Source organism: Peribacillus muralis (assembly GCF_001645685.2).
Lineage (GTDB): Bacteria > Bacillota > Bacilli > Bacillales > DSM-1321 > Peribacillus > Peribacillus muralis_A.
The window spans coordinates 360,086-372,342 of the sequence record NZ_CP017080.1; the positions used below are offsets into that span (position 1 = coordinate 360,086).

The 12,257-nt window shown below is 43.0% G+C and carries 8 protein-coding genes and 3 riboswitches; of the genes, 6 read left to right on the forward strand and 2 right to left on the reverse strand.

Annotation, left to right across the window (positions count from 1 at the left end; genetic code table 11):
* Positions 1–126: 126 nt before the first annotated feature.
* Complete coding sequence (locus ABE28_RS01770; protein ID WP_064464241.1) at positions 127–1,284, forward strand: IS256 family transposase; 1,158 nt, start codon at positions 127–129, stop codon at positions 1,282–1,284.
* 936 nt (positions 1,285–2,220) lie between these two features.
* Here the strand turns inward: ABE28_RS01770 and ABE28_RS01775 are convergent.
* Together ABE28_RS01775 and ABE28_RS01780 are read right to left on the reverse strand one after the other, a co-directional pair.
* Complete coding sequence (locus tag ABE28_RS01775; protein ID WP_064464225.1) at positions 2,221–3,168, reverse strand: ABC transporter substrate-binding protein; 948 nt, start codon at positions 3,166–3,168, stop codon at positions 2,221–2,223.
* Between the two features lie 15 nt (positions 3,169–3,183).
* Positions 3,184–3,678: a hypothetical protein gene (locus ABE28_RS01780; RefSeq protein ID WP_064464239.1), complete on the reverse strand. Its 495-nt coding sequence runs from the start codon at positions 3,676–3,678 to the stop codon at positions 3,184–3,186.
* A 201-nt stretch (positions 3,679–3,879) separates the two neighbouring features.
* A riboswitch (cobalamin riboswitch) is annotated at positions 3,880–4,097 on the reverse strand.
* 187 nt (positions 4,098–4,284) lie between these two features.
* Here ABE28_RS01780 and ABE28_RS01785 point away from each other — a divergent pair.
* The 5 genes from ABE28_RS01785 (at position 4,285) to ABE28_RS01805 (ending at position 12,224) form a co-directional block, all read left to right on the forward strand.
* Complete coding sequence (locus ABE28_RS01785) at positions 4,285–5,241, forward strand: AAA family ATPase (protein WP_064464227.1); 957 nt, start codon at positions 4,285–4,287, stop codon at positions 5,239–5,241.
* Positions 5,241–6,437 carry a DUF58 domain-containing protein gene (locus tag ABE28_RS01790; protein WP_064464229.1) on the forward strand — a complete coding sequence of 399 codons (1,197 nt, stop codon included), beginning with the start codon at positions 5,241–5,243 and terminating at the stop codon, positions 6,435–6,437. Before ABE28_RS01785 ends, ABE28_RS01790 begins: the two co-directional genes overlap by 1 nt.
* Positions 6,434–8,632 carry a DUF4129 domain-containing transglutaminase family protein gene (locus ABE28_RS01795; protein ID WP_064464231.1) on the forward strand — a complete coding sequence of 733 codons (2,199 nt, stop codon included), beginning with the start codon at positions 6,434–6,436 and terminating at the stop codon, positions 8,630–8,632. The genes ABE28_RS01790 and ABE28_RS01795 overlap by 4 nt, the downstream gene beginning before the upstream one ends.
* 36 nt (positions 8,633–8,668) lie before the next feature.
* Positions 8,669–8,770: riboswitch (purine riboswitch) on the forward strand.
* A gap of 178 nt (positions 8,771–8,948) precedes the next feature.
* On the forward strand, positions 8,949–10,469 hold the full coding sequence (gene guaA / locus ABE28_RS01800; protein WP_167353425.1) for a glutamine-hydrolyzing GMP synthase: 1,521 nt from the start codon (positions 8,949–8,951) through the stop codon (positions 10,467–10,469).
* A 222-nt stretch (positions 10,470–10,691) separates the two neighbouring features.
* Positions 10,692–10,793: riboswitch (purine riboswitch) on the forward strand.
* A gap of 99 nt (positions 10,794–10,892) precedes the next feature.
* Complete coding sequence (locus tag ABE28_RS01805) at positions 10,893–12,224, forward strand: NCS2 family permease (protein WP_064464233.1); 1,332 nt, start codon at positions 10,893–10,895, stop codon at positions 12,222–12,224.
* Positions 12,225–12,257 lie beyond the last annotated feature (33 nt).

Sequence of the window (12,257 nt, forward strand, 5' to 3'; positions counted from 1 at the left end):
TAATATGTAGCGTTGCATGCGACTTTAGATTAAGTCCGTATAATTGTGTAAAAAAAGAGAGTCATTTCGTTCACTCTTGGAAACAATGTTTTCTACCACAGAAATCACATTGAAAAGAGGAATAAAATGACTCAGTTACAGTTTAACCTTGATCTCGATCTTTTAAAAGTATCCATTATGAATTCTACAATGGATGACGTGATTAAATCAGCGGTTGTATTAATCTTAAATGAGTTTATGGAGAAGGAGAGAGACGCCTATCTACAAGTTTCATCTTATGAGCGTTCCTCCGAACGTCAGGATTATCGGAATGGCTATTATGAACGTGACTTTACGATGAGTATTGGGAAGATTAAATTGAAGGTACCCAGGACGCGTACTGGTGACTTTTCCCCTTCTGTTTTTGAAAAATATGCCCGGTGTGATCAGGCGCTTATCCTTTCCATGTTGGAGATGGTGATCAATGGGGTCTCTACACGGAAAGTCACCCATGTTGTCGAACAGCTTTGCGGAGAAAGTGTTTCAAAGTCTTTTGTTTCCTCGCTTACCCAAAAGCTGGATCCCATTGTTAATGGCTGGGCAACTAGGCCCCTAAATATCACATACTATCCCTTTATTTTCGTGGATGCCATGTATATCAAGGTGCGTGAGCACCAACAGGTTGTTTCAAAAGCCGTATATATCGCCACAGCTCTTACCAAACAAAATAAGCGGGAGATTATAGGGGTACATATCGATCATGTTGAAAGTTTTGAATGCTGGTCCCAGTTCTTTAAACAACTAAAATCTCGTGGCCTTCAATCCCCTAAGCTGGTGATTTCTGATGCCCATCAAGGATTACAAAAAGCGATCCAACGCGATTTCATTGGAACCTCCTGGCAAAGATGCAATGTCCATTTTAAGCGGAACATTTTAGAGAAACTGCCCAAAAAGGGATCATCCGACATTCGTTTAATGATTAAACGGGTATTTGAGGCTGTCACGATTGAGGATTGTCGTCTATTCAAAGCGGAGTTAATCGATAAATTCGGGGAGGAATTAAAATATGAAAAAGCCCTTCAAATTTTAGATGAAGGGTTCGAAGACACCGTTCAATACATGAATCATCCAGAAAAAATCAGGCAGCACATCCGCAGTACCAACTCGCTGGAACGTTTAAACCAAGAAGTTCGTAGAAGAGAAAGAGTCATCCGAATCTTTCCTAATACCCAATCAGCCTTCCGATTAATAGGTGCCGTATTAATGCAGTATCAAGACACGGTTTACGCTAAGAAAAAAGGATAGTCCAAGTACCTATTTTGTGAAACTTTCATCATGAATAATTTCACATTCGAACAGGACCGTCAAAGTGAAAAGCCTTTGACAGCCCTGCCCGAATGTGAGAGAAGATGATCATGAAAGTTTCGCAAAAAAATGTGTCAGGATAGAGTTTTGCGTACCTCTAAAACAGCTTTTTAATCTGAGGAAACATCAAATTATATGGTTGAAAACATTGTGTTAGTGAATTTACACAATAATAAGGGCTTGACTCGACTTTAGGTGAAAATGCAGATGGAATCTGATTAGCGACATATAGCTGGCGGGGAACGATACAAAAATTGCGATTATACGATCCAAAACGTAAACTCGCGAGTAAAGTCGTTAAATTGGCGAGTAAAAGTGACAAATTGGCGAGTAACGCTCCGAAATGGTGAAAGAAAGCAGTAATTTATAAGAGAATCCAGACCGAATTCGGGAGTAACGCAAGAATTTAACGAGAAACGGCCCCAATTGCGTGTGAAAAGCGCAATTTTGATGAGAACCCACCTCACATTGAGCGTTTCACTATACTGCACTCTTCATGGGTACTTAAAGATAATTAGATCAATTTCAGCCTATGAAGTAGTCGATAAGGTCACCTTACAGGCTCTCTTATTTACAAAAATCAATCTTCGGTATAAGGAGAAAGTGGAACTAAAAGAAGATGCCGTCTGTATATTGCAGACAGCATCTCCTATTAGTTTTTTTGCTATAAGTCCATAATGGTTCTAAGAAGCCCTAAGAGAAGGGCGATTGCCAGGACCCAAATGAAGAATCTTTTAAACATGTCGATACCTCGGCTATTCTTTGTGTTTGAAATGCCTTCATTTTAGCATAAATAAAGGAAGAAAGGCAGAGGCCATTGCCATCCCTTAATGTATGGAAGGATGCTTCAATATATTGGAGCATCCTTGTTCCATATTATTTAAATAAATCCGGGTAAACGGTTTTAGCAGCAAGCTCTACTGCTTCACCGATCCTTGGTCCGGGACGGGACATGACACTTTCATCAAGCAGATGGACATCATCGTTTTTCACGGCATCGATATCTTCCCAACCTTTACGTGACTTAATTTCACCGACGGCATCTTTAACATAGGTGGCAGTCGTAAGGATCGTTTCAGGGTTGCGCTTGACGACTTCTTCACCAGATATTTTTACCCAGCCCTTTTGGTCGTCAAAGACATTTTTAATGCCAGCGGTTTTCAGGATTTCTTGTTGGAAGGTTTCATCACCTGTTGTATAGATTTCTGGGGCAGGACTGATTTCAAAGTATGTTTGCTCTTGTTCATCCAGCGTTCCCACTTTTTCTTCGACACTTGCAATTTGGGATTTGATATCCTTCACCAATGCATCGCCTTTTTTACTAACTCCCATCACTTTGGCAATTTGTTCGATATCGCCGTATACGTCCTCGAAGTTGGCAGCCGATTTAATGATGAATATAGGAATGCCAGCATCTTCGAGTGGTTTCAGCGTCTCTTCATCGCCAACGGTATAAGCGATGATGGCATCAGGCTTCAGGGCAATGATCTTTTCTGCATTGATATTGACTGAATCGGAAACATGTTCTATTTTTTTGGCTTCCTCGGGATAATTATCGAAGTCCGTCACGCCAACCACTTTCTTCCCTTGTCCTAGGGCGAATAGAATTTCCGTATTGCTTGGCTGTAGTGAAACGACTTTCTCTGGTGCTTTATCGAATGTTATTTTCTTTCCAGTATCATCCGTAACTGTATAGGTCTGAGTCTCTTTCGCTTTGTCCGAATTTTTATCATCTTTTGCAGATTGATCCGTTACGCCACATCCTGTAAGGAAAAGGGCAAGCATAAGCACGGAAATCCAGCTGAATCTTTTAGTGAATTTCATTATTCATTCCTCCGTCTATTTTTTCATTGGTTTAGTAGGATAAGATTTGCTAACAAAAGGTATTTCTTCAATGCCTTGTCGCTTGTTGATATAGACTGCCATTACGAATAAAACGTTTGCAAGCAAGTGGGTGTAATCGAAAAGGATTCCTGGAACTTCCCTTTCCAGACTGACTTTGTGCAAAGCGCGAACGGACTTTTTGGCTTCGCTGCGACAGGCATGCAGGGCACAGGCCGCTGTTGACCCTTGGGGTAGCACAAATGTCTCGATCTGTTCTTTAACTTCTGCGACATACCGGTCATAAATCGAACTTAAATGATCCAAATCATCTTCGGTGATGGCTAGTTTTCCACGGACTGAACCATTTAGATGGTAGGCCATGGGCAGCAGATCCATTAAATCCCGGTAAACGTCAGGAGCATCCTTCATCAGCGATGCGGCCAAGCCGATTTGCGTCGTCAATGAGTCTGTTCGTATCTCAAAATCGACTGTGGAGGCGGATTCGCGCATGTATGGATAGCATAAAAAACGAAGATCTTTCTTTGCCAAAACTTTTCCTCCTTTACGTGGTTTGGTGAATGAGCTCCCGTATCGCTTTTCGCATCAAAACAAAAAGCCGACCAAGAGTTTTGGTCGGCATCGAGCATCCATGTATTCCCAGTAGAAAAAAAGATGGAAGACTGCCGTACAATCTCCTATCTTCCGAAGAGCATGATACGATAAAAAAAGGCAGGTCTCCTGGCTTGTGCGTCATTTTACTCTAAGAACCTTCCCATTTGAATCATTGAATGGCACTTAAAGTACGATCCATCATCAAATAGTGGTATGCATCTTATTTCATTAGCACTTACAGTTGCGGAAACAGCTTCGGATTAGAACCGAATTCCCTTTTAAGCTGACAAGGCAGCACCCTTTTCTGCAAGGTTCATATTCACTTAGGAATAGTTTACCATACCTTTTTCCTTAAGCTGCATTAATATTTTTGGAGAATTTCGTTTATGGTTTCCCGAATATCTAGTAAACTTACAATGTAAGGATTAATTGGTTGTTACTGTAAAGGTAAGCGGGATATAGATTGGAAATGAAATAAGTAATAGATTTCCCAGGAGGTAGAGAATGATCTTTAAGCAGGCAAATCAAAAACTTGAGAAGGTTCTAGGGAATATTGAAAAAGTGATTATCGGTAAGCGGGATATTGCAGAACTGAGCATTGTGGCACTGCTTTCAGGTGGTCATGTTTTATTGGAGGATGTTCCGGGAGTAGGCAAGACGATCATGGTCCGGGCACTTGCAAAATCGATAGGGGCAAGCTTTAAACGTATACAATTCACACCTGACTTACTGCCGTCTGATGTAACGGGTGTTTCGATCTTCAACCCAAAGGAACAAGCTTTCATTTTTCGGCCAGGACCGATAATGGGCCATATCATTTTAGCGGATGAAATTAACCGGACCTCGCCAAAAACGCAGTCTGCCTTGCTTGAAGCGATGGAAGAGGCAAGCGTGACGATCGATGGCGTCACAAGAGGATTGGAGAAGCCCTTTTTTGTCATGGCGACGCAGAATCCCATTGAGTATGAGGGAACATATCCGCTTCCGGAGGCACAATTGGATCGATTCCTGCTAAAAATGAAAATGGGCTATCCGAGTGCTGCGGAAGAAATTGAGGTCCTGCAAAGGGCTCAATACATGGCTCCGCTTGAAGAGTTGGAATCGGTCATCACTTTGGACGAATTGAGAGCTTTGCAGGCAGAGGCTAGAACGGTGATAGTGGATGACACGATAAAAGGCTATATTGTTGAACTCTCCAATCGAACGAGAAGCCATCTATCGGTCTATCTAGGCGTAAGCCCGCGTGGATCGATTGCCTTGATGAAGGCAGCCCAAGCGTATGCACTGGTCCAAGGGAGGGACTATGTTCTGCCTGACGATGTTCAATATTTAGCTCCGTACGTGTTTTCACACCGCCTGATTTTAAAACCTGAAGCGAATTATGATGGCTTCGATGCGGAAATGGTAATCCATGAAATTCTCGCGAAAACTCATATACCTGTGAAGCGGGCTCTGACATAATGCGACGCTTTTTTAATCTTCTAAAGAAAAACATGAATGCGTTCGGGCTGGTATTCCTTATGGCCATTTCTTTTTGCTTTGCGATGTTTCAAGGCGGTTTTGTCAGTTGGTTCATATTTTATTCATTTTTGCCGTTCGCTGCGTACGCCGCGATTTTGCTTTTTTATCCCCTACATGCCATTACGGTTGAAAGAAAGGCCAGCAAAAGGGAATGTCAGGCAGGTGAATCCGTTGAAATCGTCCTGACGTTCACCCGGAAAAATCGGCTGCCTCTCTTATTTATGGTGATAGAGGAGGAAATGCCAGACGAATTGGAAGATAGGGGAATTCATAGGAGGTTACTGACCTTCCCTGGATTCAAGCGTACCATCAGTATGTCGTATGTTTTGGAAAGCCTGCCGCGTGGTGACCATAGTTTTCAATCGATTCGCTTTTGGATAGGCGATTTCTTTGGGATGATTGAAAAGGAAGCGATATTCGATTCTCCATTGAATATTACTGTTTTCCCCCCATATCATGAGCTTGATTCCTTATATCTTGATCGATTGTTCAATCAGGGACAAGCAGGGTCGACAAAGAAAATACAGCGGGAACATTCAGTGGTATCTGGAGTAAGGGAATATCAGCCAGGTGATCAGCTGTCATGGATTAACTGGAAGGCGACGGCTAGAACGAGTGAAATCATGACGAAGGAATTCGAAGTGCAGAAGAATCAGGATGTATGGATCATCCATGATGATCAGCCATCGATTTTATTTGAGGAGACCATTGAAGTGGTCGCTTCCTTTGTGCACAGCATGTTAAAAAAAGGCATGAGGGTTGGGTATGCGAGTACGGGTTCGAGTCTAATCCTGCCTGCAGGGGGAGGCAGGCACCAGAGGCGGAAGATTTTTACACGTCTTGCTAAAGAAGGACCGGGTGCAACGAATGAATTGGCCGAGAAAGGTAGGAAGGGGGATTTGCCGGCAAACGCTGCCGTTATTTTCATCGTTTCCGAAATAACCCGGGAAAAGGTGGATATATTGAATGCTTTCCGCACTAATCAAGGGTTAACGATGTTATCCATGAAGAATCCGGCAATTCTATCCGATGAGGGAAAACAGGCAATGACTGCAGCTATAACAAAAGGAATCAAGGTAAGTTTCATTGAACATGAGCAGCTGCTGTTCGACAGAACGGAGGCGATGGCAAAATGACCGTCACTCCAAACAAGCTGGAAAGGTTCATGCATGTCATCCTGTATATTTTTGGCCTGATCTTGATCACTGAGTGGCTAAGACCTGTCGATAAACTCACGGATACAGGTAATGTTTTCATTTTTGTGCTGTTTTTAATCTTTTCCCTGCTGCTGCACTATTTTCGGATTCATTGGTCAATCCGCCTTATTCTCAATTCCGCTTATATCCTGCTTTCATTACAGCTCCTTTATTCAGAAATTGCATTACCATGGATGAAAGGACTTCTAGTGGATGTTACGGCTAATGCTGGGTATGTATACAATGGAAATTGGGAGCTTATCACCAACCCATTTCGAACGTTGCTATTTTTTGTGCTTCTTTGGCTTGTTACGTATTTGATCCATTACTGGGTTATGGTGAGGCAAAGCATTTTTTTCTTTTTTATTTTAACGGTGATTTTTGTATCTGTACTTGATACATTCACTCCCTACGCGGGGGACATGGCAATGATAAGAATCATCATCATTGGATTTTTAATGCTCGGTCTGCAGTCCCTGCTTCGTCTGATGATACAGGAGCAACTTGCATGTACGGCGACGTCCATCAAAAAGTGGGGCATGGTGCTGATTGGCGTGATTTTGTTAAGTGTCCTCGCTGGCTTCGGTGGCCCCAAGCTTTCTCCCCAATGGCCCGACCCAGTTCCTTATATCACTTCTTATTCAAATAAAGCGTTGAAGGAAGGCGATGGTTCCAAGGACAAAAGCGTCGGTTACGATGAAGATGATTCTAGTCTTGGCGGTTCGATAGAGCCTGATAGCTCCGTCGTTTTTTATAACAATGCAACTGAGGGGCATTATTGGAAAGTGGAAAACAAAGATGTTTATACAGGGAAGGGTTGGGTTTCCATTGAGGAACCGGACGTTGCCTCCTTTTCCATTGGTCAGGATATAGGCCCACTGGATATTTATGAAGTTCCTGAAGTGATGAAAACGAAGGAAATGACAGCGAAAGTATCCATGGAAGAAATGTATCCACATATCCTGCATCCTCAATCCGGGTATTTAAAGAAAATTGAGGGTAACAGCAATGCCGAAATGAATTTTATATATTATCTAGGTATGGACAAAATCATTACCGAGTGGCAAAATGGCGAACCTCAATTAATGAAACAATATGAGTTGACCTATGATATGCCTAGTTTCGACATAGCAGAGCTAAGAAACGTCACGGAACCCGATGAATCAATGGATTTGGTAATGGAAAAAAACACGCAGCTTCCAGAGGGATTGCCTAACCGGGTCTATGAATTGGCATCACGGCTTACGAGAGATGAAACGAATTGGTACGATAAGGCAAAGGTCATCGAGAATTATTTCGATCGACCTGAATTCATTTATTCAAAAGATGATATTCCCTATCCAGACACCAGTCAGGATTATGTCGATCAATTTTTATTCGAGTCAAAGATAGGGTATTGCGATAATTATTCGACAGCCATGGTCGTATTACTACGTGCCGCCAATATACCTGCCAGGTGGGTGAAGGGCTATACCGAAGGGGATAAAACCGTTTATCGAGGCGAATCCGTTTATAAAGTCACCAATAATAATGCACATTCCTGGGTCGAGGTTTATTTCTCGGGGATAGGCTGGGTGCCTTTTGAGCCAACAAAGGGATTCAACGGCGAAGTGGAATTTTTTGACTCGGAATTGAAACAGGAAGATATCAAGGATCCAGAGGAGGCTCCCGCTAACGCAGAGCAACCAAAGGAAGAGGCAAAGGAACGCCGGGATACACCCGATCAGGAAGACAAATCCGCAGGGGCAACTGGTGAACACGGACTGAAAGGGCCATTGAAATGGATCGCAATCGTACTTGCGAATGTATTGATTATCACGGCAATCGGCTATTTCTTCAGAAGAAAATGGGTGCCGCGTCTGCACATCCTAATGTTTAGGCGGAAATCCGGCCCGCATTTCACAGCTGCCTATTCCATATTATTGAAACAATTAAAACGGGCTGGGTTAATTCGTCCAACTGGGCAAACTTTAAGGGAGTACGCAGCTTATGTCGATGCAGTGTATGGTACAAGTGATATGAGCGAATTGACGGCTGGATACGAATTAATGATATATCGCGGAGACGTGGAAGATGGCGAATGGGAGCACTTACAAAGCGCCTGGGAAAGGCTGATGAAAAAAACTAGCTCTTGACCAGGTTTTTATTATATTGATACAATAACAAAAACTAACTTAAACCAATATATCCTTCATATATCCTCGATAATATGGATCGAAAGTTTCTACCGAATCACCGTAAATGATTTGACTATGAAGGCGGATTTTAACAGGAAAGCTGAAAATCTGCCTTCGTCTGTACTTTTTGTGTATTTTTGAGGGTGGATTTTTAGTTTTTCTTTTTTTATGATAATATTTTTCTTAAGAAAGTATCACTCGGTTTTACGGGTGAATTACATTAATAGAGGTGACGTTTGTGCCGGGGAAAACAGAATTGCAAAAAAACCAGGAAATGATCGTAGTACTAGATTTTGGAAGCCAATATAATCAATTGATCACTCGACGTATCCGTGAATTCGGTGTGTACAGTGAGCTTCATCCTCATACAATCACGGTAGAGGAAATCGAGAAAATGAATCCTACCGGAATCATATTCTCAGGAGGCCCGAACAGTGTTTATGATGCTGCCGCGTTTGGCTGTGATGAGCGCATTTTCGAAATGGGTCTGCCGATTTTCGGTATTTGTTATGGCATGCAGCTTATGACCAAACATTTTGGCGGAAAAGTCGAGCCGGCGAAAAACCGTGAATACGGAAAAGCTACACTTGCCATCCAAAATGAATCTAAGCTATTCAGTGACCTGCCGCAAGAGCAAATCGTCTGGATGAGCCATGGCGACTTAGTGGTGGAGACACCTGAAGGCTTCACCGTCGATGGAACCAACCCATCATGCCCGATTTCTGCTATGAGTGACGAGTCACGTAAATTATACGCGGTGCAATTCCATCCGGAAGTCCGCCATTCGGTATACGGAAACGATATTTTGAAAAATTTCGTATTTGGCGTTTGCGGCTGTAAAGGCGACTGGTCCATGGAGAACTTTATAGAAATAGAGATGGAGAAAATCCGTCAAACGGTCGGAGATAAAAAGGTATTATGCGCTTTAAGCGGCGGTGTCGATTCTTCCGTTGTTGCCGTATTGATCCATAAAGCGATTGGCGATCAGCTGACATGTATATTCGTTGATCATGGACTGCTTCGTAAAGGTGAAGCTGAAGGCGTAATGGAAACATTCAGTGAAGGCTTCAACATGAACGTGATCAAGGTCGATGCATCTGAGCGTTTCCTATCGAAACTAGCTGGCGTATCCGATCCGGAGCAAAAACGGAAAATCATCGGTAACGAGTTCATCTACGTATTCGATGACGAAGCAACGAAGCTTGAAGGCATCGATTTCCTTGCACAAGGAACGCTATACACGGACATTATTGAAAGTGGTACGGCCACTGCGCAAACAATTAAATCGCATCACAATGTTGGCGGCCTGCCGGAAGATATGCAATTTAAATTGATTGAGCCTTTGAATACGCTATTCAAGGATGAAGTGCGTGCACTTGGAAGTGAAATGGGCATTCCGGATGAAATCGTATGGCGTCAACCATTCCCAGGTCCAGGTTTAGGTATTCGTGTATTGGGTGAAATCTCTGATGAAAAACTTGAAATCGTTCGTGAATCTGACCATATCTTGCGCGAAGAAATTAAGAAGAATGGTTTGGAACGAGAAATTTGGCAATATTTCACGGTGCTGCCTAACATCCGCAGTGTCGGGGTCATGGGAGATGCCCGTACGTACGACTACACCATTGGCATCCGTGCGGTTACATCGATTGACGGGATGACTTCGGATTGGGCACGTATTCCATGGGATGTACTTGAAATCATCTCAACGAGAATCGTGAATGAAGTGAACCACGTAAACCGCGTCGTGTATGACATTACATCCAAGCCACCTGCAACGATCGAGTGGGAATAGAAGCATGAAAGCAAGTAACCAGTGAAGGGTGACCTTCACTGGTTTTTTTCGTTCAATGAAAGGGGAAATTGCGTGAAGTGGTTATATTTCACGTATGATGGTGAACGTATAACCAAAATTAGTCAGTAATATAAGGTGAAACGCGAACGTTGCCTATTTTTACATAAAAAATATTCGTGAGATATATTGACGATTATTTTTGGGGCGTGTACACTATACCTATAATAATAAAAACATAATCGTCGTATAATGTTGGGGATATGGCCCAAAAGTTTCTACCAAGCTGCCGTTAACGGCTTGACTACGATGTGAATGGATTGGCCTAAGGGTCATTTCTTTACATAAATAGTAGTCAAGTCCCGTTCGGAAGCGAATCGGGCTTTTTATCGTTGGCATACGACCTTATGATAGGGGAGACTCATAATGAAGAATTATTTCCGCTTTAATGAACTGGGAACGAATTATCGCCGTGAAATACTTGGCGGTCTAACGACGTTCCTTTCTATGGCATATATCCTGGTCGTTAACCCTGTGATGCTGACTTTGCAAAGCATCGAGGACTATCCAGATGAATTGAGAATGGATTACGGAGCCGTTTTTGCAGCGACCGCCTTGGCAGCCGCAATCGGCTCGATATTGATGGGACTCATAGCCAGGTATCCAATCTCGCTTGCACCAGGGATGGGATTGAATGCTTTCTTTGCTTTTACCGTTGTGCTTGGTTTTGGAATTCCTTGGCAGACAGCTTTATCGGGAGTATTGATTTCAGGTATTATCTTCGTTTTGCTTTCCCTATCGGGAATACGTGAGAAAATCATTAATGCAATTCCAGTCGAGTTGAAATACGCAGTTGGTGCCGGTATCGGTTTATTCATTACTTTTGTAGGATTTCAAAATGCTGGAATCATCACGAATGATGACAGCGTTCTTGTCGGACTGGGCGACTTGACATCAGGAAACACTTTATTGGCTGTGTTTGGGATTGTCGTAACCGTCATTTTAATGACGAGAGGCGTCAAAAGCGGTGTGTTCATCGGAATGGTCATAACAGCCATTGCAGGAATGATCTTTGGTCAAGTGCCAGTTCCGGAGAAAATCATCGGGGCTGTCCCAAGTATAGCACCAACATTCGGAGTTGCATTTGATGCCTTCGGAAATCCTGGTGACCTCTTCACTGGACAAATGTTAATCGTGATTTTGACCTTCTTGTTCGTTGCTTTCTTCGACACGGCTGGTACGTTAGTGGCTGTAGCGCAACAAGCAGGTCTTATGAAAGATAATGTTCTTCCGAGAGTGGGAAAAGGACTGCTGGCTGATTCATTGTCCATCGTTTCAGGAGCCATCCTTGGTACATCTACAACTACATCATATGTTGAGTCAACATCCGGTGTAGCGGCTGGTGCTCGAAGTGGATTTGCGGCTGTGGTAACAGGTTTGCTGTTCATCCTATCGCTTTTCTTCTTCCCGCTTCTTTCGGTCGTTACATCTGCGGTGACCGCTCCGGCATTGGTCATAGTCGGTGTGCTGATGGCATCATCACTTAAAAATATTGACTGGCACAAGTTCGAAGTTGCCGTACCAGCCTTCTTTACCGTTATCATGATGCCGATGACCTATTCCATTGCCACGGGGATAGCTTGCGGATTCATCTTCTATCCGATCACGATGTCGATGAAGGGAAGAGCAAAAGAAGTTCACCCAATCATGTGGGGCCTTGGGGTCGTCTTCCTTCTATATTTTATATTTTTGAAGTAATGATATGCATTGTTGAGAAGAGCCTTGTTTTAA

Excerpts from the sequence above, each read along its gene's own strand:
- ABE28_RS01790 (WP_064464229.1), top strand. The coding sequence starts at position 5,241 with ATGCGACGCTTTTTTAATCTTCTAAAGAAAAACATGAATGCGTTCGGG.
- guaA (WP_167353425.1), top strand. The coding sequence starts at position 8,949 with ATGATCGTAGTACTAGATTTTGGAAGCCAATATAATCAATTGATCACT.
- ABE28_RS01795 (WP_064464231.1), top strand. The coding sequence starts at position 6,434 with ATGACCGTCACTCCAAACAAGCTGGAAAGGTTCATGCATGTCATCCTG.
- ABE28_RS01775 (WP_064464225.1), bottom strand. The coding sequence starts at position 3,168 with ATGAAATTCACTAAAAGATTCAGCTGGATTTCCGTGCTTATGCTTGCC.
- ABE28_RS01785 (WP_064464227.1), top strand. The coding sequence starts at position 4,285 with ATGATCTTTAAGCAGGCAAATCAAAAACTTGAGAAGGTTCTAGGGAAT.
- ABE28_RS01805 (WP_064464233.1), top strand. The coding sequence starts at position 10,893 with ATGAAGAATTATTTCCGCTTTAATGAACTGGGAACGAATTATCGCCGT.
- ABE28_RS01770 (WP_064464241.1), top strand. The coding sequence starts at position 127 with ATGACTCAGTTACAGTTTAACCTTGATCTCGATCTTTTAAAAGTATCC.
- ABE28_RS01780 (WP_064464239.1), bottom strand. The coding sequence starts at position 3,678 with ATGCGCGAATCCGCCTCCACAGTCGATTTTGAGATACGAACAGACTCA.